The organism is Pseudomonas sp. ArH3a (assembly GCF_022648765.1).
Classification (GTDB): Bacteria; Pseudomonadota; Gammaproteobacteria; order Pseudomonadales; family Pseudomonadaceae; genus Aquipseudomonas.
The window spans coordinates 1,970,657-1,992,578 of the sequence record NZ_CP080330.1 but is presented as its reverse complement, the minus strand read 5'-3'; the positions used below and the strand labels follow the sequence as shown (position 1 = coordinate 1,992,578).

Genomic DNA, 21,922 nt, shown 5'->3' with positions numbered 1-21,922 from the left:
ATGGATACGCTTGGCTATTTGGGCCAGGGTTTCGGCGTTGCGCTGACCCCCTACAACCTGGTGACCGCATTGTGCGGCACCCTGATCGGTACCGTGGTCGGCCTGTTACCGGGCCTGGGGCCGATCAATGGCGTCGCGCTGTTGATCCCCATCGCCTTCGCGCTTGGGCTGCCGCCTGAGTCAGCCCTGATATTGTTGGCGGCCGTGTACCTGGGCTGTGAATACGGCGGCCGTATCAGTTCGATTCTGCTGAACATCCCGGGCGAAGCCTCGACAGTAATGACCACCCTCGACGGCTACCCGATGGCGCGTAAAGGCCTGGCGGGCGTGGCACTGTCGTTGTCAGCATGGAGTTCGTTCATCGGTGCACTCATCGCCACTTGCGGCATGGTGATGTTTGCTCCCCTGCTGGCTAAATGGGCGATTGCCTTTGGGCCTGCGGAATATTTCGTATTGATGGTGTTCGCGATTGTCTGCCTGGGCGGTATGGCCGGTGAGAAACCGCTGAAAACCTTTGTCGCCGCCTTGATCGGCCTTTTCCTGTCGGCGGTGGGTATCGACGCCAACAGCGGTGTGTACCGCTTTACCGGTGACAATATCCACCTGACCGACGGCATCCAATTTGTGGTGCTGGTCCTGGGCCTGTTTTCCATCAGCGAGATCCTGTTGCTGCTGGAAAAAACCCACCATGGCCAGGAAGCCGTCAAGGCCAGCGGGCGCATGATGTTCAACTTCAAGGAAGCAGCGTCGGTATTCGTAGTCAATATTCGCTGCGGCGTCCTGGGCTTCATCATGGGTGTGCTACCGGGCGCCGGCGCCACCCTGGCCAGCGCCGTGGCCTACATGACCGAGAAACGTATCGCCGGTGCCAGCGGCACCTTCGGCGAAGGTGACAAACGTGGCCTGGCCGCGCCGGAAACCGCCATCGGTGCTGCCGCCTGCGGCGCCCTCGTCCCCATGCTGACCCTCGGCGTACCCGGCTCAGGCACTACCGCGGTGATGATCGGCGCGCTGTCGCTGTACAACATTACCCCCGGCCCACTGCTGTTCCAACAACAGCCGGACATCGTCTGGGGCCTGATCGCTTCGTTGTTTATCGCCAACATCATGCTGGTGATCCTCAACATCCCGATGATCCGCATCTTCACGCGCATCCTTGCCGTGCCAAACTGGGCGCTGGTGCCGGTAATCGCCATCATCACCGCGATTGGGGTGTACGCGGTTCACGCCACCACCTTCGACCTGTTCCTGATGATTGGTATCGGCATCTTCGGTTACATCCTGCGCAAGCTGGACTTCCCGCTGTCGCCGGTGCTGCTGGGCTTTATCCTCGGCGGCCTGATGGAGCAGAACCTGCGCCGCGCGCTGTCGATTTCCAACGGCGCGCTGGAAATCCTGTGGTCCAGCCCAATCACCTTTGGTGTGTGGGTACTGACCGCAATCATGTTGCTTGTGCCGCTGCTGCGCATCTACCGCAAACGTGCCCTGCAGCGTCGCGCCGTGGCCGATGTCTGAGGTCACCTTTAAACAATGGTGGGCAACACCGCTGGTCGGCCTGGCCGGCGGTTACCTGGCCAGCCTCGTCGGCTGGCCTTTGCCGTATATGGTCGGCTCGTTGCTGGCGATCATCCTGGTGCGCTGCCTGACGCCATGGCAATTGGCCGAGATTCCCGGCGGACGCAAATGCGGCCAATGGGTAGTGGGCGTCGGCATCGGGCTGCACTTTACGCCGATGGTGATCGAGCAGGTGATGAGCCACTTCGGCCTGATCTTCTTCGGTGCGCTGATCACCAGCCTGTCGAGCATTGTCGGTGTGTGGTTGATGCGCCGCAGTGGCGAAGACCGCGCCACCGCGTTTTTCTCGAGCATGCCGGGCGGTTCCGGTGAGATGGTCAACCTCGGCGCGCGTAATGGCGCGGTGCTCAGCCGTGTTGCGGCGGGGCAGAGTTTGCGCGTGCTGGTGGTGGTGCTGTGTGTGCCGGCGATCTTCAAGTATTTGCTCGAAGGCGGCGCGCCGCAGTTTCAGCCGGCGCCGGTGAGCTGGGCCTGGCTGGCGGTGTTATTTCCGATTGGCGCGCTGGTAGCCTGGGGATGGCAGCGTTTGCGCCAACCGAACCCGTGGCTGTTCGGGCCGCTGTTGGTCAGCGCCACCGCCAGTGTAGTGTGGGACTTGCATATCGGCCTGCCCGATGGCGGCAGCCAGATCGGCCAATGGCTGATCGGCAGCGGCTTGGGCTGCCACTTCAACCGTCAGTTCTTTCGCCGGGCCCCGTCGTTTATGGCGCGTACGCTGATCGGTACGGCGTTGACCATGGCGCTGGCGACGTTAGCGGCGGTGGGCTTGAGCGCCATGACGCAGCTGGACTTGCGCTCACTGACCTTGGGCATGATGCCCGGCGGCATTGCCGAAATGAGCCTCACCGCCGAGACCTTGCAACTGTCGGTGCCGTTGGTGACGGCGATGCAGGTGATGCGCTTGTTATTTGTGCTGTTTCTGGCAGAGCCGTTGTTCAGGCATTGGAACCGCCAGCCAGACAACGTCTAAACCCTCCACCAAATTCCAATGTGGGAGCTGGCTTGCCTGCGATCCAGGCACCTCGGTGTTTCAGCCAGACCGAGGTGATTCTATCGCAGGCAAGCCAGCTCCCACATTGGACTGTGCTGAGCTTTAGAGTGGCGGTAACCGCCACTCAATCGGCGTCTCGCCATTCTGCTCAAGAAACTTGTTGGTGCGGCTGAAATGCCCGCAGCCCAAAAACCCGCGATACGCCGACAGCGGCGACGGATGCACCGACGTCAGCACCAGGTGCTTGGTCGCATCCACCAGTTTTTGCTTGCTTTGCGCATGGGCGCCCCACAACAGGAAGACCAAGTGCGGTTGATGCGCGCTGACCACTTCGATAATCCGGTCGGTAAAGAACTGCCAGCCCTTGCCCGCATGGGCGTTGGCATTCGCGCGTTCCACGGTCATGGTGGTGTTGAGCATCAGCACGCCCTGGTCGGCCCAGCTTTGCAGGCAACCGTGGTTGGGGATGTCGATGTTCAGGTCGCGCTTGAGCTCTTTGTAGATATTTACCAAGGAAGGCGGCGTCGGCACGCCCGGTTGTACCGAGAAGCACAAGCCGTGGGCCTGGCCTGGGCCGTGGTACGGGTCCTGGCCGAGGATCACCACCTTGACCTTGTCCAGCGGCGTTGAGTTGAGTGCATTGAAAATCAGCGGGCCCGGTGGGTAAATTTCTTTGCCGGCGGCGTGTTCCTGGCGCAGGAACTCGCGCAGTTGAGCCATGTAGGGCTGTTCGAACTCATCCTGCAGGGCGTGTTTCCAGCTGGGTTCGAGTTTGATACGGTCGCCTTCGGTCATGGTGTGTTCGTCGTGTAAAAAAGAATGGGCGAACCCTAGGAAAGCCGACCCCGCTTGTCAATTGATCTGACACACAACCGGCACTTTCTGTTGAAGCGATCATACTGATCGTTCACTTTCTCGATTGAGGTCACGATGAACCTGCACTTCGAAGAGCTGACCGGCAGCGACGGTGCCCGCATCGGCATCGCCAGCCTGGACGCTGAAAAGTCTCTCAACGCGCTCTCCTTGCCGATGATCCTGGCCCTGGGCGATCGCCTGGATGCCTGGGCCCAAGACCCGAACATCGCCTGTGTGCTGCTACGCGGCAATGGCCCCAAAGCCTTTTGCGCCGGCGGCGAAGTGCGCAGCCTGGCCCAGGCCTGCCGTGAACATCCCGGCGCTGTGCCAACCCTGGCCGCAGAGTTTTTCGCGGCGGAATACCGCCTCGACTATCGCCTGCACACCTACCCCAAGCCGCTGATCTGCTGGGGCCACGGCTACGTGTTGGGCGGCGGTATGGGCCTGCTGCAAAGCGCGGCGGTGCGCATCGTGACACCGAGCAGCCGTCTGGCGATGCCCGAGATCAGCATCGGCCTGTACCCGGATGTGGGCGCCAGTTGGTTCCTGTCGCGCCTGCCCGGCAAGCTCGGCGTGTTCCTTGGCCTCACCGGCGCGCACATCAATGGTCGCGACGCCCTGGACCTGGGCCTGGCCGACCGTTTCCTGCGCGATGACCAGCAAGAAGAATTAATCGAAGGTCTGCTGCAACTGAATTGGCAGGAACAAACCGCGATGCAACTCAACAGCCTGCTCAAGGCCCTGGCCCAGGAAGCGGTCAGCCAGCAACCCGAGGCGCAATGGCTGCCCCGCCGTGCACAGATCGACGAATGGTTGGACGTCGGTGATGTGCGCTGTGCCTGGCGCGCGCTGAGCCCATTGCGCGACCACGCCGACCCGCTGTTCAGCCGCGCCGGCAAGACCCTCAGCGAAGGCTGCCCGCTGACGGCGCATCTGGTCTGGGAGCAGATTCAACGCGCCCGGCATCTGTCCCTGGCCCAAGTGTTCCAGATGGAATACACCCTGAGCCTGAACTGCTGCCGTCACCCGGAGTTCGCCGAAGGCGTGCGCGCGCGGTTGATTGACAAGGACCAGACGCCCCATTGGCACTGGCCGGATATCAACACCATTCCCGAGGCCGTGGTGCAAGCGCATTTCCACAAGGCCTGGGAAGGTCGGCACCCACTGGCGGACTTGTCCGACGTCTAACGGTGACCACCACCGTGGCCGCCACCATGCCCGCCGCCACGGTTGCCGCCTTGGTTATGCCCACCGCCATTGCCCCAACGGTTGCCGCCCCAGCCTTGGTTCGGGTACGGCCGGTAATTAGACCTTGGGTAATAGCCCGGCGCTGGCCGGTAATAACGCGGCGCCGGGTAGTAACGCGGTGGCGGCGCGTAGTAGCCACGCCCATAGAGGTAACTGGGGCCGCCGCCGTAGTAATAGGCCGGGGCCGGAGTGGTGTAGACCTCAGAGCGATAGTAAGTACCCCCGCCATCGTAATAGGGCACACACGCAGACAGGGTCAGGCCGAATAAAGCGCTAAGAAGCAGTCGTCGATACATGGCGGCCTCCTGGACCGCTTGAGAGCACCTTCAGCGACGCTGAAGGGCGGCATTCGTCTTTCATTGAATGACGAAATATCTGACATCAAAAACCGAATCTGGTGCGTTTCGGACACAGGTTGAAACATCTGTTTCAGACGAAGCGAGCGCTTCATTGCAGTGCGCCAGCGCACCAGCACAACGCAGCCCAAGCCCCCTGCCCCTCACCCTCCTCGCGCAAACCTTCGGTCTAAAGGCTCGCGGCCTACTTGGCACGACTCTCGCTTTGGCTAACCCGTGCAGGCTTCATCACAGGTTCGCGGCACCACAATTTGCAATGGCTGACTAGGGTTCCGGCTCGCTTGACGCGAGTGGCTGGTCCGAGAGTTGGCGACCTCCAGTTGAGGTTACACGGCGGGATAAAAGCCCGGGAGACAAGCCACCGTTCACGGTGCCGCGTTGCTCCCTGCCCGCCCATGATCAACTGGAGAACCCCCATGCCAACACCCCGTTTACCCGCCCTGCTCGCCGCCGCTTTCGCCGCCGTGTTGAGCTTCCAGACCCAAGCCGCCAGCAAAGACCACTTCAGTGTGTGCTGGACCATTTACGCCGGTTGGATGCCGTGGGAGTACGCCGGCAGCCAGGGCATCCTCGACAAGTGGGCCAAGAAGTACGGCATCAAGATCGACATGGTGCAGCTCAATGACTATGTCGAATCCATCAACCAGTACACCGCTGGCCAGTTCGATGGCTGCACCATGACCAACATGGACGCCCTGACCATCCCCGCCGCCGGTGGCGTGGACAGCACCGCGCTGGTGGTCAGCGACTTCTCCAACGGCAACGATGGCGTGGTGATCAAAGGCACCGGCAAGACCGTGGCCGACCTCAAGGGCATGAACGTCAACCTGGTGGAACTCTCGGTGTCCCACTACCTGCTGGCGCGGGCACTGGAATCGGCTGACCTCACCGAAAAAGACCTGAAAGTGGTCAACACCTCCGACGCTGACATCGCCGCTGCCTTCAACACCAATCAAGTGCAAGCCGTCACGACTTGGAACCCGATGCTCTGCGAGATCAAGGCCAAGCCCGGTGTCACGCAAGTCTTCGACTCCAGCAAAGTGCCCGGCGAAATCATGGACATGATGGTGGTCAACACCCAAACCCTCAAAGACAACCCCGCCCTGGGCAAAGCGCTCACCGGTGCCTGGTTTGAAGTGGTCGCGCTGATGAACGCCAAAAACGCCGCCAGCACCGAAGCCTTGGAGCATATGGCCAAAGCGTCGGGCACCGACCTCAAGGGTTTCCAGGCGCAACTGGACACCACCAAGCTGTTCGCCACGCCCAAGGAAGCCCTCGCCTTCGCCACCAGTGCGCAGTTGCCCGCCACCATGCGCAAAGTTGCCGAATTCTCCTTCCAGCACGGCTTGCTCGGCGAGGGCGCCAAGGACACCAGCGCCGTGGGCATGAGCTTCGCCAATGGCGTGACCAGCGGCGACACCGCCAACCTCAAGCTGCATTTCGACCCCCGCTATGTGCAGATGGCCGCCGACGGCACGCTGTAAGAGGACCCGGCCATGCGCCTGATCAACCGTCACCCGGAACGCTCCAGTCGCCTGCTGTTGGTGATCCTGCCGTTCGCCCTGCTGCTGTTCGCCTACTTCGTGGGCTCGGCCGAGCGCCTGGCAGACAACCCCAACGACAAGCTGCTGCCCAGCGCCGTGCAAATGGGCGACGCGGTAAAACGCCTGGCGTTCAGCGCCGACACGCGTACCGGTGAGTACGTGCTGTGGCAAGACAGCGCGTCGAGCCTGCGCCGCCTCGCCATCGGCTTAGGGATAAGCGCCCTCGCCGGCCTGTGCCTGGGGATTGCCGCCGGTACGCTGCCGCTGTTTGGCGCGCCGTTGTCGCCGTTGCTCACGGTGCTGTCGATGGTGCCGCCGCTGGCGATCCTGCCGATTCTGTTCATCGTGTTCGGGCTGGGGGAATTGTCCAAAGTGATGCTGATCGTCATCGGCATCACCCCAGCCCTGGCGCGTGACCTTGAGCAGCGCGCACGGGAAATCCCCATCGAACTGCTGGTAAAAGCGCAAACCCTCGGCGCCTCCACCTGGACCCTGATGCTGCGCGTGGTGTTGCCGCAACTGCTACCGCGCCTGCTGATTTCGCTGCGGCTGATGCTCGGCTCGGCGTGGTTATTCCTGATCGCCGCCGAAGCCATCGCCTCCACCGACGGCCTGGGCTACCGGATTTTCCTGGTACGCCGCTACCTGGCGATGGACGTGATCTTGCCTTACGTGGTGTGGATCACCCTGCTCGCCTGGCTGATGGACTGGGGCCTGAAAACCCTCACCCGCCGTGCGTTCCCCTGGTACGAAGGAGCGCGGGCATGAGCTTTATCAGCGTCAACAATGTGTGGCAGCGCTACGGCGACCAAGTGGTGCTGGAGGGCCTCAACCTGCACGTCGAGGAGGGTGAGTTTTGCACGCTGGTCGGCACCTCCGGGTGCGGCAAATCCACCTTTCTGCGCCTGCTGTTGGGCCAGGAAACCGCGAGCAAAGGCCAGATCCTGCTGGACGGCCAAGCCCTCGCCGCCGAGCCAGATGCCAGCCGTGGCGTGGTGTTCCAACGCTACTCGGTGTTCCCGCATTTGACGGTACTGGACAACGTCGCCCTGGGCCTTGAACTGCCTCATTCACCGCTGCTGGGCCGGCTGTTCGGCAAAGCCAAAAGACACGCCAGGGAACAGGCGGCCGCACTGCTGCAAAAAGTCGGCCTCGGCCACGCCTTGGACAAGTACCCGGCGCAGCTCTCCGGCGGCATGCAGCAACGCCTGGCCATCGCCCAAGCCCTGATCATGAAGCCCCGCGTGCTGCTGCTGGACGAACCCTTCGGCGCCCTCGACCCGGGCATTCGCAAGGACATGCACCAGCTGTTGCTGGCGCTGTGGCGCGAAACCCGGCTGACGGTGTTCATGGTCACCCACGACCTGAGCGAAGGCTTCAGCCTCGGCACGCGCTTGCTGGTGTTCGACAAGGTCCGCGTCGACCCCCACGCCCCCGGTGCCTATGGCGCCCGCATTACCTACGACATCCCTTTGAACAGCGCGCGCCGCAAAGCGCTCGCCGCCGAACTTGGAGCCTCAGCCCAATGACCGATTCCACTCAACTGTTTGCGCCGTTCGCCGAAGAAATGCTACCCGGCGGCGGCCACCGTTCCTTCGTGCTCAAGCGCGGCCAACTGCTGCGCCTCACCGACATTCGTGGCGGCGCCAACGTCAGCCTGACGCTGCTCAACGCCAATGAAAAAACCGAACGCCTGAACCTGCCCGACAGCCTCAAATGCCAACACACCGCCAAGCTCACCCGCGGCCACTGCCTGTACTCGGACATGGGCCGCGTGCTGGCCGCCATCACCGCCGACACCTGCGGCTGGAGTGACAGCATTGGCGGGGTGTTATGCGCCGCCGAGGTGGCCGAAAAATATGGCAAGGGCCGCTATCAGGAACTGCGCAACGGCTTCTACCGCAACGGCACCGACAACCTGCTGGTGGAATTGGGCAAGTGGGGCCTGGGGCTTTGCGACCTGTTGATGACCCTCAACCTGTTCAGCCGCGTCAGCGTGGACGGCGACGGCGGTTTGCACTTTGTGCCGGGCAATTCCAAGGCCGGCGACTACATCGAGCTCTACGCACCGATGGACACGCTGGTGGTGCTCACCGCCCTGCAACACCCGATGGACCCCAACCCCGATTACGCACCGCAACCGCTGAAGCTGAGCTGGATGAACGCGGCCCCCAGCGTCGCCGAACACTGCCGCACGTCGCGCCCGGAAAACACGCGCGGCTTTATCAACACTGACCGCCTGTTCGCTTGAGGAGCTGCCATGTCTATCGCACTGAAACAACCCGATGCGGCGGTGTACCGCGCAACCATTCCCGCCGGCGAGCCGTGGCTGATGGAGGTCAAGGCCGGCCAGACCCTGCGCATCCTTGACCTTGAGGGCAACCAGGCCGTCGACACGCTGTTCTACAGCCTCAAAAACCCCAAGGAACGCTACGACGTGCAACGCACCCTGCGTCGGCAAAACAACGTGTACCTGAGCACCGGCAGCGTGCTGTATTCCAACCTCGGCCAGCCGATGCTGACCCTCGTCGAAGACACCTGCGGGCGCCACGACACCCTCGGCGGCGCCTGCGCGCAAGAGAGCAACACCGTGCGCTACGCCCTGGAAAAACGCTACATGCACAGCTGCCGAGACAACTACCTGCGCGCCTGCGCCCACGATGGCCGCCTGGGTAAAAGCGACATCGGGCCGAACATCAATTTCTTCATGAATGTGCCGGTCACAGCCGACGGTGGGCTGACCTTTGAAGACGGTATTTCCGCGCCCGGCAAGTACGTCGATTTACGCGCGGAGATGGACGTGATCGTGCTGATTTCCAACTGCCCGCAATTGAACAACCCCTGCAACGCCTACAACCCGACCCCTGCGGAGTTACTGGTATGGAACTGAAAATGAAGCGGTTGCGTAAATGGTTGTTCGCCCTGTGCCAGGCCCGAGCGGGGCAGTGCATGCAAAAACAATGAAGCTTCCCTGTGGGCGCTGGCTTGCCTGCGATGGCGGTTAATCAGCCAATAAATAAGGTGACAGCCCCACCGCCATCGCGGGCAAGCCCGGCCCCCACAGTTGATCACCATCAACTCCAAAGATTGGCGCCATGGACGACCCTGGCGCGTACCCCCACATGCGGGACGGCCCGCAGGGTTTTGCCATGTTCGAAAAACTGTTGATCGCCAACCGTGGCGCCATCGCCTGTCGCATCCTGCGCACCTTGCGCGAGCTCCAGGTCAAAGGCGTCGCCGTGTACGCCGAAGCTGACGCAGCCAGCCTGCATATCCAGCAAGCCGACGAGGCCTACAGCCTCGGTGAAGGCGCGGCGGCCGGCACCTATCTGGCGGTGGAAAAAATCCTCGCCACCGCCAAGGCCTGTGGCGCCAAGGCCATCCACCCCGGCTACGGCTTCCTTTCGGAAAACGCCGCCTTCGCGCAAGCCTGCGAAAGCGCCGGTATTGCCTTCGTTGGGCCGACGCCTGAACAGTTGCGCGTGTTCGGCCTCAAACACACCGCGCGCGCTCTGGCCAAGCAATATCAGATCCCCTTGCTGGAAGGCACCGAACTGCTCGACAGCCTCGACGCGGCCCTGCTGGCGGCCGACACGGTGGGCTACCCGATAATGCTCAAAAGCACCGCCGGCGGTGGCGGCATCGGCATGCGCGTGTGCCGCAGCGCGGCCGAGTTGGGCGACTCGTTCGAGGCGGTCAAACGCCTGGGGCAGAACAATTTCAGCGACGCCGGTGTCTTCATCGAGAAGTACATCCAGCACGCCCGCCACCTGGAAGTGCAGGTGTTCGGCGACGGCGCAGGTGAAGTGATCGCCCTCGGCGTGCGCGACTGTTCCGTGCAGCGGCGCAACCAGAAAGTCCTCGAAGAAACCCCGGCGCCGAACCTGCCCGACGGCATGGCCGAGGCCTTGTGCGCGGCCGCCATTACCCTGGCCAAGGCCGTAAATTACCGCAGCGCCGGCACCGTGGAATTTATCTTTGATAGCGCCGATGGCCGCTTTTACTTCCTCGAAGTGAACACCCGGTTGCAAGTGGAACACGGCGTGACCGAGCAAGTCTGGGGCGTGGACCTGGTGCGCTGGATGGTGCTGCTGGCAGCCGGTGAAATGCCGCCTTTGCATACATTGGCTTTGAACCCCCATGGCCATGCGATTCAGGCACGGCTGTATGCGGAAGACCCCGGCAAGGACTTCCAGCCGAGCCCGGGGCTGTTGACTCGCGTGGACTTCCCGGTCGCCGCAGGCCTACGGATCGACACTTGGGTGGAAGCTGGCTGCGAGATCCCAGCGTACTTCGACCCGATGATCGCCAAGCTCATCAGTTGGGCGCCGAGCCGCGAACAGGCACGTATGGACCTGCATCAGGCGTTGAGCGACAGCCAGCTCTATGGCGTGGAAACCAACCGCGATTACCTGCGCCAGATCCTGCTCGCCGCGCCCTTCGCCAGCGGCCGCCCATGGACGCGCTGCCTGGAAGATCTGGTCTACACCGCCGACACCGTTGAAGTGCTCAGCGCCGGCACGCAAACCAGTGTGCAGGATTATCCTGGCCGCCTCGGCTACTGGGCCGTGGGCGTGCCGCCGTCAGGGCCGATGGACAGTCGCGCGCTGCGCTTGGGCAATCGTTTGCTGGGCAACAACGACGGCGCAGCAGCCTTGGAAATCACCATGAGTGGGCCACTGCTACGCTTCAATTGCGCGGCGGTCATCGCCGTCACCGGTGCAGAAATCCCGCTGCTGTTGAATGACCAGACAGCGCCGATGAATACCGCGCTGTTGATCGAGGCCGGGTCGATGTTGAGCCTTGGCACCCTCGCAGGCGCCGGTGCACGCAGCTATCTGTGCCTGCGCGGCGGGCTGCAAGTGCCCGACTATCTGGGCAGCAAAAGCACCTTCACGCTCGGTCAGTTTGGCGGGCATGGCGGGCGTGCTTTGCGGGCCGGTGATGTGTTGCACGTGTTGCCATTGGCAGACGTCAACGCCGGGCAGCAGTTGATGGCTGAACCATTGGCTGAGGTGCGCACACTGCGGGTCATTTATGGCCCGCACGGTGCGCCGGAATATTTCCTGCCTGAGTACATCGACACCTTCTTCGCCACCCAGTGGGAAGTGCATTTCAACTCCAGCCGTACCGGCGTGCGGCTGATCGGGCCAAAGCCTGAATGGGCGCGCACGGACGGCGGCGAAGCCGGGCTGCATGCGTCGAACATTCATGACAATCCTTATGCGATTGGGGCGGTGGATTTTACTGGGGATATGCCGGTGATCCTCGGGCCGGATGGGCCGAGCCTGGGTGGGTTTGTGTGCCCTGTGACGGTGATTGAGGCGGACCTGTGGCAGCTGGGGCAACTCAAGGCGGGTGACAAAATTCGCTTCGAACCGGTCGACCTCAAAACCGCCCGCGATCTCGCCCTGAACTGGGATCAAATGTGGGCACCGGGCTTACCCGCGATGCAGACGGCTCGGGCTGTCAGTCAAACCGAGGTGATGCATTCGCGAGCAAGCCCGCGCCCACATTTGATCGAGTCGCCAGTGGTGTTGGACACCGGCCACGACAACACCCGCCTCGTCGCTCGCCTCGCCGGTGACACCCACCTGCTGCTGGAGATCGGCGCCGCCGAACTCGACCTGGTGCTGCGCTTTCGCGCACACGCACTGATGCAGGCCCTGCAAACCCGCGCCCTGCACGGCGTGATCGACCTGACCCCGGGCATCCGCTCCCTGCAAATCCACTACCAACCCGAACAACTGCCGCTGGCCGAGCTGCTGCCGCTGATCACCACCGAATGGGCCGCCGTGTGCGCCACGCAAAACCTGCAAGTGCCGTCGCGCATCGTGCATTTGCCGTTGTCGTGGGACGACCCGGCCTGCCAACTGGCCATCGAAAAATACATGACCACCGTGCGCAAAGACGCGCCGTGGTGCCCGAGCAACCTGGAGTTCATCCGCCGTATCAACGACCTGGCGAACCTCGACGAAGTGCGCCACACCGTATTCGACGCCAGCTACTTGGTGATGGGCCTGGGCGACGTGTACCTCGGCGCGCCGGTCGCCACGCCACTGGACCCGCGTCATCGCCTGGTGACCACGAAATACAACCCGGCCCGCACCTGGACCGCCGAAAACTCGGTGGGCATCGGCGGTGCTTACCTATGCGTCTATGGCATGGAAGGCCCGGGCGGTTATCAGTTTGTGGGGCGCACGCTGCAGATGTGGAACCGCTACCGGGAAGTCGCGGCGTTCGACGGCAAGCCATGGTTGTTGCGCTTCTTTGACCAGATCCGTTTCTACCCGGTGAGTGCTGATGAGCTGGTGCAGATCCGCCGCGATTTCCCGCTGGGGCGCTTTGCGCTGAGCATCGAGCACAGCCAGTTGAACCTCGCGGATTACCAGGCTTTTCTGGCGCGGGAAGCGTCGAGCATCGGCGCCTTTCGCGAGCATCAGCAGCAGGCTTTTAATGCCGAGCGCGAGCGTTGGATCGCCAGCGGCCAGGCGCATTACGACAGTGAAGAGCTGGCTGCGCCCATCGGTGAAGACACCCCGCTGCTGGCCAACGAGGTCAGCGTCGACAGCCCTATCGCCGGCAACCTCTGGCAGGTTCAGGTGGCTACCGGGAATCGGGTCTCAGCCGGCGAGGTGCTGGTGATTCTTGAGTCCATGAAGATGGAAATCCCGGTGGTGGCGCCCTTCGCCGGCACCGTGCGCGAGATCCCGGTGCAACCCGGCAGCGGCATTGGCGCCGGGCAACGGGTGGTGGTGCTGGAACGTGACTGACTTTTCTTTTTCAACAGGCGGACAAGCCATGAATCTGCAACTGGACAATCTGCGCAATGCCTACCTCAGCGGCGATACCACGCCGCGCGAATTACTCTTGCAGTTGCGCGAAAAAGCCGCGCAACTGAACCCTGACTATCACCTGTTTATTCATCTGCTCAGCGTGGCGGAACTGGAGCCGTACCTGGCGGCACTGGACGCTCGCGAGCCGTCCGAATTGCCGTTGTTCGGCGTGCCGTTTGCGATCAAGGACAACATCGACTTGGTAGGCATTCCGACCACGGCGGCCTGCCCGGCGTTTGCTTATGTACCGACGCACAGTGCGACGATTGTCGAGCAACTGATCGCCCTGGGCGCGGTGCCGCTGGGCAAGACCAACCTGGATCAGTTCGCCACCGGGCTCAATGGTAGCCGCTCGCCGTATGGCGCCTGCCCCAACAGTGTATTGCCGGAATATCCAGCGGGCGGTTCCAGTGCGGGGTCGTCGTTGGCCGTCGCCCTGGGTGTGGCGAGTTTTGCCCTGGGCACCGACACCGCCGGTTCCGGCCGGGTGCCGGCGGCGTTGAATAACCTGGTGGGGCTCAAGGCGAGCAAAGGCCTGATCTCCACGGCGGGCGTGGTGCCGGCGTGCCGTACGCTGGATTGCGTCACCACCTTTACCCGCACCGCGCGCGAGGCCAGCCAGTTGCTGGCGCTGACCGCCAAGCTCGACCCGCTGGACGCCTACAGCCGCCAGAACCCGGCGTGGAATGACGCCTGCGCGTTCGGTGCACCGAAGCCGTTTCGTTTTGGTGTACCGCGCACTCAGGACCTGGAATTCTTCGGCTGCGAGCAAGGCCCACCCCTGTTCCAGCAGGCCATCGCCCGCGTGATTGCCCTCGGCGGCGAACCGGTCACGCTCGACCTGTCACCCTTCCTCGAAGCCGCGCGCCTGCTCTATGAAGGGCCGTGGGTGGCCGAGCGCTACAGCGTGGCCGGTGAACTGATGGAGCGTGAGCCCGAAGCGGTGCTGCCAGTGATCCGTGCCGTGTTGGCCAAGGCGCCGGCGGTGACGGGTGTCGACACCTTCCGTGCGCAGTACCGTCTGCAAGCCTTGAAAGCCCAATGTGATGTGTTATTGGAAGGGCTCGATTGCGTGCTGACGCCTACCATCGCCCGCCCAGTCACCTTGGAAGAACTGCGTGCCGAACCGGTGTTGCGCAACGCCGAACTGGGCTATTACACCAACTTCATGAACCTGCTGGATTACGCGGCCGTCGCCGTGCCCAGCGGCTTTATGCACAACGGGTTGCCTTGGGGCGTGACGCTGTTTGGTCGCGCATTTACCGATCAATACCTGCTGGGCGTGGCCGATGCGCTGCAGCGCCAGCAGGATGCATCGCTCGGCGCGCCAACAGGCAACGCCAGCCATGACATGACGCGGCTGGTGGTGTGTGGCGCACACCTGCAAGGGCTGGCGCTGAACGGCCAATTAGTGCGCCGTGGTGCACGCTTGTTGGAGCGCACCCACAGCTCGGCGGACTATCAACTGTTCGCCCTGGCCGGCGGGCCGCCTTATCGCCCCGGCATGCTGCGGGTGAGCGAAGGCGGCGTGGCCGTCGAGGTTGAGGTGTGGGAAGTGCCGAGCCGCGAACTCGGCTCATTCCTCACCGGTATCCCCGCGCCACTGGGCCTTGGCAAGGTGCAACTGGCGGACGGGCGCTGGGAAACCGGCTTCATCTGCGAACCCTACGGCCTGGCGGGCGCGGTGGACATCAGCCACTTCGGCGGCTGGCGCGGCTACCTGCACAGCTTGCAATAGCGGGGCGGCGCTGTATCGTGCTGGAAACTGCGCGATACAGCCCGAACCGACATGACCACACCAACCCTCTGCCCCGCCTGCGGTGCTCGCAACGACTGCACCCTGGCCGACCCGCGCACCGCCGACCAAGCCTGCTGGTGCTACAGCGTCACCATCGACCCAGCGGTGCTCCAAGCGCTGCCGGATGAACTGCGCAACACCGCCTGCCTATGCCCACGGTGTGCCCAGGTGGATGCGCAATTGCGTGGCGTTGCGCCTAAGTAATGCGCGTTGATCGTTTCCTCAGCAACCTGCCGCGTTTCAATCGCCAGCAAGTGCGCTTACTGCTGGTTGAGCGACGGGTGACGGTCGATGGCGTGGCGGTCAGCGATCCACACCACGAAGTGCGTGAGTTCAGTTGCGTGTGTGTTGACGATGAAGTGCTGCAAGTCGGCAAACCAGCGCGCTATTTCATGCTGCACAAACCCCAAGGCTGTGTAAGCGCCACGTGCGACCCGCAACACCCCACGGTCCTCGACTTACTGGATGTGCCGGACAAGGACGAACTGCACATCGCCGGTCGTCTGGATTTCAATACCACCGGGCTGATGCTGATCACCAACGACGGCCAGTGGTCGCGCCGCTTGACCCAACCGCAGACCAAACTGCCCAAGGTTTACCTCGTGCAAACCGAACAAGACATCACCCCTGAATACGCGGTGACGTTTGCTGCGGGCCTGTATTTTGCGTTTGAAGACCTCACCACCCAACCCGCCGAACTTGAGCTACTGGGCCCAAGGACCGCGCGGCTGAGCATCATCGAAGGCCGCTATCACCAGGTGAAGCGCATGTTCGGGCACTTTAATAACAAGGTGATCGGCCTGCACCGTGAGCGAATGGGGCCGTTGGTGCTGGATGATGCGCTTGCGCCGGGCGAATATCGGGCACTGACTGACAACGAAATCCGAAGGGTCTGATGACCGTTCGGCCGGTGATGGCAAAAAACCAGTTCGGCGCCTTGCGACCTGGCGTCTGTGCTGCTTGAATCAAGACGCCAGCCAAAATATGACTGGCGAGTCGCCTATAACCTCCAAGAAACACCTTGCCCCGCCCGCGCTTGATCTACGGGCCTTTGCGGCAAACAGCCCGCCCTAACAACAGCCGTCGGCCAGCCGTCATCGGGCCGACATGGGCGTTATCTTCCAGGCGTATGCCTACCTGTCATAAAGCGTGTGCAGACTGATCTGCGCGCCCTACCCGCTTGCCAGGAGTCTTACGACATGAGGCCAGAAATCGCTGTGTTGGATATACAGGGTCAGTATCGGGTTTACACGGAGTTCTATCGCGCGGATGCTGCGGCAAAGACCATCATCCTGGTCAACGGCTCCATGGCCACCACGGCCTCTTTCGCCCAAACCGTGAAAAGCCTGTACCCGCAATTCAATGTGGTTTTGTACGACCAGCCCTACGCTGGCCGCTCCAAAATCCATAACCGCCACGAGCAGATGCTGACGAAGGAAGTCGAAGGCCAGATTCTGCTGGAACTCATCGACCGCTTCGCCGCCGAACACGTGCTGTCGTTCTCCTGGGGCGGCGCTGCCACTCTGGTAGCCCTCGCAGAGCGCCCGCGCCGCGTGGAAAAGGCAGTGATCAGCTCGTTCTCTCCGGTGGTCAACGCACCGATGCGCGACTACCTTGAACGCGGCGTCGACTACCTCGGCAACCTCGACCGCGACCGCGTCGGCCACTTGGTCAACAGCACCATCGGCAAACACCTGCCGTCGCTGTTCAAACGTTTCAACTACAAACACGTCAGCAACCTGGCCGAGCACGAATACGGGCAGATGCACTTTCATATCAGCCACGTACTCAACAGCGACCGGCTGTGCTACCTCAAAGCAGCCCGGCAAATCGACATTCCGGTGCTGTTTTTAAATGGCGAATGGGACGAATACACCAGCGCCGAAGATGCCAAGCTGTTTGGCCAGCATGTGGCCAAGAGCAGCTTCAGCACCATCCAGGCCACCGGGCACTTTCTGGATATGGAGCACAAGGCGGCGTGCCGGGACAGCCGGGACGCGGTGGTCGGCTTTTTGAAACCCGAGCGGCAGGTCAGCCGGTTGCGCAATCACCAGGGCCAGACGCAGCATGCCTTTGCGATTTGAACTAACCGCTGATGTGGGAGCCGGGCTTGCCCGCGATATCGCCGCCGTGGTGCGGCGATCCGACGAGCCAGCTCCCACACCCGCTTGATGAACGCAACTCACACATTTTTCGAAGAAAAACTTCAAATCCCGGCGAACATCTGGTACAAAGTCAGCCGCTCTGAGCGGGTATAGTTTAATGGTAGAACAGTAGCTTCCCAAGCTTCCGACGAGGGTTCGATTCCCTCTACCCGCTCCACTCAGATTTTGCGCTTGCGTCAGGAGGGTTCTGACGGGAGATGCATAAAGAAACCGGTCCTCAGTGGCCGGTTTTTTTATGGGCGTGATTTGAGGTCTCAGTTATTCTTTTCGCACAAACCTGTACAAATCAATATTTCTGTACAAGTATCAGTGCTAAGCGTTGGCGCTTCGCCGCGCATGATCACGGAGCCGGGCAATGACACGTCTACTGGTTTCATTGTTGTTGGCGCTGAGTTTGAGCAGTTGCGGCAACGTCGAAGTGGCCCACTACGCAGACCAGCAACCGCAGTTGGACCTGGAGCGTTTCTTCAGCAAGCCCGTCAAGGCCTGGGGGATTTTCCAGAAGCGTTCGGGCGAAGTGGCCAAGCGCTTTGAGGTCAATATCGCCAGCCGGCGCGAGGGCAACGCCTTGATTCTCGACGAGCGTTTCCTGTACAGCGATGGCACGCGCCAACAGCGGGTGTGGACGCTGACACCGGATGGCCCGGGGCGCTGGCGCGGTCGGGCAGGTGATGTGGTCGGCGAGGCGATTGGCGAAGTGGCGGGCAACGCACTGCGTTGGCGTTACCGACTCAACCTGCCGGTGGATGGCTCAATCTACGAAGTGAGCTTTGATGACTGGATGTACTTGATGGACGAAGACACCTTGATCAACCGTTCCAGCATGACCAAGTTCGGCGTCGAATGGGGCCAGGTCACGTTGTTCTTTCGTCGCCAGTGAGCGACCCGAAGTGAGGGCGAATCATGAATCTGCAAATGCTGACCGAATTGGCGCAAAAAGGAGAAGTTCGTGAGTTGGAACTGCTGTCGCTGGAGGGTGGTTTCTACATCGCGCGCGTCAGGTTGGATCATGTCCAGATGACGCTTTTGGGCGAGGACGCCAAGCCGATGCGCATCGGCTCCACCACGCATTTGCGCGACCTGTTGCAACGCGTTCCGCCGTTTCCCTGTGTGCTGGTGCAACACTGCGTGCACGATGAAATGTGCGGTGTACGGGAAGGGGCAATCGGCGCGTTGCGTATTCCGTTTACGTTGGCTTCGTCTCTTTAAGGCGCTTTGCGGTTTTTGACTCCCCGGCCCCAGATCGAGCTACAGGCCTCGACCGCTGATAGGCAGCGGCAGACAAACCTTAAAGACGTCGACCGAGACACCTAACTCAGACGATTCTGATCGTTGTGTAGGCAATGCCGCAAAATTCATAGCCGTTCTAGCGTTCGCCTTCAGACTGCAAATTTTGGCAATAGGAAAACCTTGAAGAAGGTTTGAAACCGGTACGCCCTCGCATCACTCTCCCCCGCCTTCGACAAAAACATTCTTATTGCCAAGCAGTATCCAAGTGGATACAGTCAAAACCTGTGGGGCTCCGTGAGCTATTTGATCCAGCAAACCCAAACCTTCACTACCTGGCGCTCCGCAATGCGCGACCTGCGAGCAAAAATCGCAATTGCGCGACGCATCGAGAGAGCCAGTATGGGAAATCTGGGTGATTTCAAGACGCTGGGCGGCGGCATTTCAGAGATGCGGATAGACGTTGGTGTGGGTTATCGCGTTTATTCACCCTGCGAGGCAGAGAAATCATCATATTGCTGGCAGGTGGCGACAAGTCTTCACAAGATACCGATATCTGGCGAGCAAAAAAATTAGCAAAGGAGGTTTGATCATGGCTCAAACACTGACGACATTTGATATGGCCGAGCTGCTCGACAGTGATGAGGCCATTAGCGAATACCTTTCTCAGGTTCTGGCTGACGGCGACAACGAAGAGTTCCTCCGTGCAATAGGCTACGTGGCCAAAGCCCGTGGAATGACGAAGATTGCTACCGATGCAGGCGTGGGTCGCGAGAGTCTGTACAAAGCATTTGCCCCTGGCGCTAAACCTCGTTTTGAAACAGTCCTTAAGGTGCTTCACTCACTTGGTATTGATCTACTGGCCCGGTCTGGACACTCCAGCAATCACTCGACTATTTGAGGCGTGCGACCGCGCTGCACCACCCACGCCAACGGCAACGTCACCAACAACATCCCCGCCAGCACCACCACCGCCACCGGCACACCCAACGCATCGCCCACTGCGCCAAATACCACCGGCGCCAGCGCTCCGCCGCCAATCGTGCCGGTGTAAAACACTGCAAACGCCTGCTCGCGTTTGCCGGCCCCCGCCAGGTCCGGCACTGCGCCGTAGAGCACCGAAGACGTGCCGTTCAACGCCAGGCCCAACACCGGCAAAATTACCATCAAGCCACTCAGCGGCAGGTACACGGCTGCGACGATCAGCAGCGCTGTGCTGGTTTCCGTCAGCCAGACGGTTTTCATCATGCCGACGCAGGCACCCAGGTAGCCGCAGAGCAATTTGCCGAATGCACCGCCGATGAACAGCATAGTCAGGGCCAGGCCGATGCCCGCTGTGCCAGCACCTTTGGCCTGCAACAGGAATGGCAGGAACGTGAGAAACCCCATGCGCACGGCGCTATCAAGGGTGCCGGTGAGAATCAATGCACGCAGACCTGTGACGGAGCCCGTCCCACTGAGCGGCTTGGCTTTTTTTGCAGCGGCGGATTCGGAAACGGGAGCAGGCACCCACCACCACAGCAGCCCTGCTGCCACCAGACCGAGCAACCCAAGGAGTGTCGCACTGACGCGCCAGCTGATGACGGTCAGTAGCAGGCCAACCAACCCAGGAATCAGGGTTTTGCCGATGTCGCCGGAAAAGTTGTACTGGGACAGCGCCTGCTTAACGCCACCACCGGCCTCATAAGCGTCGGTGATCATCGAGGACGCCAGCGGGTGCTGGGTGCTCGCTCCCAGCCCACCCAATAGCAACGCCAGCAGCAACAGGCACAGCCCGGTGGCTTGTCCCACCAATAAGTAAGCCAGACCCGCAAGCGCGGTGCCACCCACCAGCAGCGGCACGCGGCCCCAGCGTGTGGCGGCGCGGCTGGCCATGAGTTGGAACACCGCCATCATCCCGGAGTAGGCGCCACGCAACAGGCCGATCTGGGCGTAGGACAAGGCGAACTGCGCTTGCCAGATTGGCAGCAGCACATAGATAACGTCGGTGAGCCCATCGTGTACGGCATGGGCGCTGCAACCGGCAATCAGCGAACGGCGGCGAGTGGATGTTTCGCGGGCGGCCACGGCGACGGAGTCGTTCATGGTGCCTGGATCAGCTCAGGTTTAAAGGGCTTCCAACCGGTCAGGGCGATCAGCAGGGTCAGCAATTGAAAGCCGATAATCAGCGCCACGCAGCCGGCCCAGCCCCAACGTTCCCAGATCAACGCAGGAACGATGGCACCGCAACTGCCGCCCAGGTAATAACAGGTCAGGTAAACCCCCACGGCGCCCGACTTGTGGTTACCGGCTGTGGCGCTGATGAAGGCATTGGCGGCGGCCTGGGCGAGAAAGACGCCGGTGGAACTCAGCGCCAGGCCCACCACAATGCACCACAACGACGGCGCCAGGGTCAGCGCCGAACCGCTGACGCCAAGCGCGGCGGCGACCGCCAGCAGCTCGGCGTGAGGCCTGGCTTTGCTGAGGCGCCCGGCGATGGGAATCACGATCAAGGCCAGCAGAAACACCATGTAAAGCGTCCCCAAGGCCGCTGGCCCCAGGTTGAACGGCGGCAGGCCAAGGTACAAACCCGCGTAAGTAAATGCCGCGACTTGGCAGAACAGCACGCAAAAACCTACGGCGTAAGCAGCCAACAAGGGTTTACGCAAAACACCAGAGGAAGCGGCTTTAAGCCGCTCGGTTCGAGGCCGGTTGGCAGGCAACAGAAACTGGATAAACCCACCGACCATCAGGCTCAATACCGCCAGCAATTCGAAGGCTTCCCGCCAGCCGACGTATTGCGTCATCACTCCGGTGACGAAGCGCCCGGCGAACCCGCCCAACACGGTGCCCGCCACATACAGGCTGGTGACTTCAGTCACCGTCCCGCCACTCCAACGGTCGCCGATGTAGGCGACGCTGGTGGCAAACACCACAGGTATCAACATGCCTTGCACAAACCGCCACACCAACACTTCGCCAAAACTGCCGGCATAGGCGGTCATCAGCGCGGGCACCGCCAACAGCAGCGCGGCCACGGCGATCACCGTGCGCGGTGGGAAGCGGCCGGTCAGCCGGCTGACAAAGGGCGCAGTAATCGCCACAGCCAAAGTGGTGACCGTGATACTCCAGCCCGCGTCCTTGGCGCTGATATGAAACTGCGCGGCGAAGGTCGCGAGGATGCTCTGGGTCGCATAGAGATTAAGAAACGCCGCGCAGCCACACAGGAACAGGGCAAGGCGGGCACAATGCAGGCGCGGCTTCATGAAACCTCTCGTTTTATTTTGTGAGGTCTTTATAGAATGGCCGACGGGTCTTAAACCAATACCGATTTTGAACCGATCAATA

Annotated in this window: 20 protein-coding genes, 1 tRNA gene, 1 pseudogene and 1 riboswitch; of the genes and pseudogenes, 18 read left to right on the top strand and 4 right to left on the bottom strand. The window is 61.7% G+C overall.

Annotated features, from left to right (window positions below; genetic code table 11):
* Together K0P33_RS08955 and K0P33_RS08950 are read left to right on the top strand one after the other, a co-directional pair.
* A complete protein-coding gene (locus K0P33_RS08955) occupies positions 1-1,515 on the top strand; it encodes a tripartite tricarboxylate transporter permease (protein WP_094951002.1) in 1,515 nt (504 codons plus the stop codon).
* Positions 1,508-2,545 (top strand): AbrB family transcriptional regulator, encoded by a 1,038-nt coding sequence (locus K0P33_RS08950; protein ID WP_242154893.1) that lies wholly within the window; start codon positions 1,508-1,510, stop codon positions 2,543-2,545. The genes K0P33_RS08955 and K0P33_RS08950 overlap by 8 nt, the downstream gene beginning before the upstream one ends.
* 123 nt (positions 2,546-2,668) lie before the next feature.
* Here K0P33_RS08950 and ung read toward each other — a convergent pair whose 3' ends face one another.
* Positions 2,669-3,361 (bottom strand): uracil-DNA glycosylase, encoded by a 693-nt coding sequence (gene ung / locus K0P33_RS08945; RefSeq protein ID WP_094951005.1) that lies wholly within the window; start codon positions 3,359-3,361, stop codon positions 2,669-2,671.
* Positions 3,362-3,496: 135 nt separating this feature from the next.
* Here ung and K0P33_RS08940 point away from each other — a divergent pair, with 135 nt between their 5' ends.
* Positions 3,497-4,609 (top strand): enoyl-CoA hydratase/isomerase family protein, encoded by a 1,113-nt coding sequence (locus tag K0P33_RS08940; protein WP_242154891.1) that lies wholly within the window; start codon positions 3,497-3,499, stop codon positions 4,607-4,609.
* Here the strand turns inward: K0P33_RS08940 and K0P33_RS08935 are convergent.
* Positions 4,606-4,965, bottom strand: a complete 360-nt coding sequence (locus K0P33_RS08935) for a hypothetical protein (RefSeq protein ID WP_094951007.1) — start codon at positions 4,963-4,965, stop codon at positions 4,606-4,608. The two genes, K0P33_RS08940 and K0P33_RS08935, sit on opposite strands and share 4 nt — an antisense overlap.
* Before the next feature lie 313 nt (positions 4,966-5,278).
* A riboswitch (guanidine-I (ykkC/yxkD leader) is annotated at positions 5,279-5,380 on the top strand.
* Positions 5,381-5,441: 61 nt separating this feature from the next.
* Between K0P33_RS08935 and K0P33_RS08930 the strand changes: the two genes are divergently transcribed.
* The 15 genes and pseudogenes from K0P33_RS08930 to K0P33_RS08860 all read left to right on the top strand — a co-directional run bounded on the left by K0P33_RS08930 (position 5,442) and on the right by K0P33_RS08860 (position 19,496).
* Positions 5,442-6,509: a putative urea ABC transporter substrate-binding protein gene (locus K0P33_RS08930; protein WP_094951008.1), complete on the top strand. Its 1,068-nt coding sequence runs from the start codon at positions 5,442-5,444 to the stop codon at positions 6,507-6,509.
* A gap of 12 nt (positions 6,510-6,521) precedes the next feature.
* The gene (locus K0P33_RS08925) at positions 6,522-7,337 is read left to right on the top strand and encodes an ABC transporter permease (RefSeq protein ID WP_094951009.1); all 816 of its coding nucleotides are present in this window, start codon (positions 6,522-6,524) and stop codon (positions 7,335-7,337) included.
* Complete coding sequence (locus K0P33_RS08920) at positions 7,334-8,098, top strand: ABC transporter ATP-binding protein (protein ID WP_094951010.1); 765 nt, start codon at positions 7,334-7,336, stop codon at positions 8,096-8,098. Before K0P33_RS08925 ends, K0P33_RS08920 begins: the two co-directional genes overlap by 4 nt.
* Entirely contained in the window at positions 8,095-8,820 is a 726-nt protein-coding gene (locus K0P33_RS08915) for an urea amidolyase associated protein UAAP1 (protein WP_094951011.1), read from the top strand. Before K0P33_RS08920 ends, K0P33_RS08915 begins: the two co-directional genes overlap by 4 nt.
* A 9-nt stretch (positions 8,821-8,829) precedes the next feature.
* Positions 8,830-9,459: an urea amidolyase associated protein UAAP2 gene (locus tag K0P33_RS08910; protein ID WP_094951012.1), complete on the top strand. Its 630-nt coding sequence runs from the start codon at positions 8,830-8,832 to the stop codon at positions 9,457-9,459.
* 259 nt (positions 9,460-9,718) lie between these two features.
* On the top strand, positions 9,719-13,342 hold the full coding sequence (uca, locus tag K0P33_RS08905; protein ID WP_242156016.1) for an urea carboxylase: 3,624 nt from the start codon (positions 9,719-9,721) through the stop codon (positions 13,340-13,342).
* Between the two features lie 28 nt (positions 13,343-13,370).
* Positions 13,371-15,143: an allophanate hydrolase gene (gene atzF, locus K0P33_RS08900; protein ID WP_242154889.1), complete on the top strand. Its 1,773-nt coding sequence runs from the start codon at positions 13,371-13,373 to the stop codon at positions 15,141-15,143.
* 51 nt (positions 15,144-15,194) lie between these two features.
* Positions 15,195-15,407, top strand: coding sequence for a cysteine-rich CWC family protein (locus K0P33_RS08895; RefSeq protein ID WP_094951014.1), 213 nt, complete (start codon positions 15,195-15,197; stop codon positions 15,405-15,407).
* Entirely contained in the window at positions 15,407-16,099 is a 693-nt protein-coding gene (locus tag K0P33_RS08890) for a 16S rRNA pseudouridine(516) synthase (protein ID WP_242154886.1), read from the top strand. Before K0P33_RS08895 ends, K0P33_RS08890 begins: the two co-directional genes overlap by 1 nt.
* Positions 16,100-16,402: 303 nt before the next feature.
* Positions 16,403-17,287, top strand: a complete 885-nt coding sequence (locus tag K0P33_RS08885; protein WP_242154885.1) for an alpha/beta hydrolase — start codon at positions 16,403-16,405, stop codon at positions 17,285-17,287.
* A gap of 164 nt (positions 17,288-17,451) precedes the next feature.
* Positions 17,452-17,525, top strand: a tRNA-Gly gene (locus K0P33_RS08880).
* Between the two features lie 198 nt (positions 17,526-17,723).
* Positions 17,724-18,248, top strand: a complete 525-nt coding sequence (locus K0P33_RS08875) for a DUF3833 domain-containing protein (RefSeq protein ID WP_094951017.1) — start codon at positions 17,724-17,726, stop codon at positions 18,246-18,248.
* A 23-nt stretch (positions 18,249-18,271) separates the two neighbouring features.
* Positions 18,272-18,577 carry a DUF6482 family protein gene (locus K0P33_RS08870; protein WP_094951018.1) on the top strand — a complete coding sequence of 102 codons (306 nt, stop codon included), beginning with the start codon at positions 18,272-18,274 and terminating at the stop codon, positions 18,575-18,577.
* Positions 18,578-18,943: 366 nt separating this feature from the next.
* Positions 18,944-19,185 (top strand): annotated as a pseudogene (locus tag K0P33_RS08865) (type II toxin-antitoxin system RelE/ParE family toxin).
* A 2-nt stretch (positions 19,186-19,187) separates the two neighbouring features.
* Entirely contained in the window at positions 19,188-19,496 is a 309-nt protein-coding gene (locus tag K0P33_RS08860) for an addiction module antidote protein (RefSeq protein ID WP_094951019.1), read from the top strand.
* Here K0P33_RS08860 and K0P33_RS08855 read toward each other — a convergent pair.
* Positions 19,481-20,680: an MFS transporter gene (locus K0P33_RS08855; protein WP_242154882.1), complete on the bottom strand. Its 1,200-nt coding sequence runs from the start codon at positions 20,678-20,680 to the stop codon at positions 19,481-19,483. The two genes, K0P33_RS08860 and K0P33_RS08855, sit on opposite strands and share 16 nt — an antisense overlap.
* Complete coding sequence (locus K0P33_RS08850) at positions 20,677-21,840, bottom strand: MFS transporter (protein WP_242154880.1); 1,164 nt, start codon at positions 21,838-21,840, stop codon at positions 20,677-20,679. The genes K0P33_RS08855 and K0P33_RS08850 overlap by 4 nt, the downstream gene beginning before the upstream one ends.
* Positions 21,841-21,922 lie beyond the last annotated feature (82 nt).

Excerpts from the sequence above, each read along its gene's own strand:
- K0P33_RS08920 (WP_094951010.1), top strand. The coding sequence starts at position 7,334 with ATGAGCTTTATCAGCGTCAACAATGTGTGGCAGCGCTACGGCGACCAA.
- K0P33_RS08950 (WP_242154893.1), top strand. The coding sequence starts at position 1,508 with ATGTCTGAGGTCACCTTTAAACAATGGTGGGCAACACCGCTGGTCGGC.
- uca (WP_242156016.1), top strand. The coding sequence starts at position 9,719 with ATGTTCGAAAAACTGTTGATCGCCAACCGTGGCGCCATCGCCTGTCGC.
- atzF (WP_242154889.1), top strand. The coding sequence starts at position 13,371 with ATGAATCTGCAACTGGACAATCTGCGCAATGCCTACCTCAGCGGCGAT.
- K0P33_RS08910 (WP_094951012.1), top strand. The coding sequence starts at position 8,830 with ATGTCTATCGCACTGAAACAACCCGATGCGGCGGTGTACCGCGCAACC.
- K0P33_RS08915 (WP_094951011.1), top strand. The coding sequence starts at position 8,095 with ATGACCGATTCCACTCAACTGTTTGCGCCGTTCGCCGAAGAAATGCTA.
- K0P33_RS08895 (WP_094951014.1), top strand. The coding sequence starts at position 15,195 with ATGACCACACCAACCCTCTGCCCCGCCTGCGGTGCTCGCAACGACTGC.
- K0P33_RS08855 (WP_242154882.1), bottom strand. The coding sequence starts at position 20,680 with ATGAACGACTCCGTCGCCGTGGCCGCCCGCGAAACATCCACTCGCCGC.
- K0P33_RS08935 (WP_094951007.1), bottom strand. The coding sequence starts at position 4,965 with ATGTATCGACGACTGCTTCTTAGCGCTTTATTCGGCCTGACCCTGTCT.
- K0P33_RS08955 (WP_094951002.1), top strand. The coding sequence starts at position 1 with ATGGATACGCTTGGCTATTTGGGCCAGGGTTTCGGCGTTGCGCTGACC.
- K0P33_RS08860 (WP_094951019.1), top strand. The coding sequence starts at position 19,188 with ATGGCTCAAACACTGACGACATTTGATATGGCCGAGCTGCTCGACAGT.
- K0P33_RS08870 (WP_094951018.1), top strand. The coding sequence starts at position 18,272 with ATGAATCTGCAAATGCTGACCGAATTGGCGCAAAAAGGAGAAGTTCGT.
- ung (WP_094951005.1), bottom strand. The coding sequence starts at position 3,361 with ATGACCGAAGGCGACCGTATCAAACTCGAACCCAGCTGGAAACACGCC.
- K0P33_RS08890 (WP_242154886.1), top strand. The coding sequence starts at position 15,407 with ATGCGCGTTGATCGTTTCCTCAGCAACCTGCCGCGTTTCAATCGCCAG.
- K0P33_RS08885 (WP_242154885.1), top strand. The coding sequence starts at position 16,403 with ATGAGGCCAGAAATCGCTGTGTTGGATATACAGGGTCAGTATCGGGTT.
- K0P33_RS08925 (WP_094951009.1), top strand. The coding sequence starts at position 6,522 with ATGCGCCTGATCAACCGTCACCCGGAACGCTCCAGTCGCCTGCTGTTG.
- K0P33_RS08940 (WP_242154891.1), top strand. The coding sequence starts at position 3,497 with ATGAACCTGCACTTCGAAGAGCTGACCGGCAGCGACGGTGCCCGCATC.
- K0P33_RS08930 (WP_094951008.1), top strand. The coding sequence starts at position 5,442 with ATGCCAACACCCCGTTTACCCGCCCTGCTCGCCGCCGCTTTCGCCGCC.
- K0P33_RS08850 (WP_242154880.1), bottom strand. The coding sequence starts at position 21,840 with ATGAAGCCGCGCCTGCATTGTGCCCGCCTTGCCCTGTTCCTGTGTGGC.
- K0P33_RS08875 (WP_094951017.1), top strand. The coding sequence starts at position 17,724 with ATGACACGTCTACTGGTTTCATTGTTGTTGGCGCTGAGTTTGAGCAGT.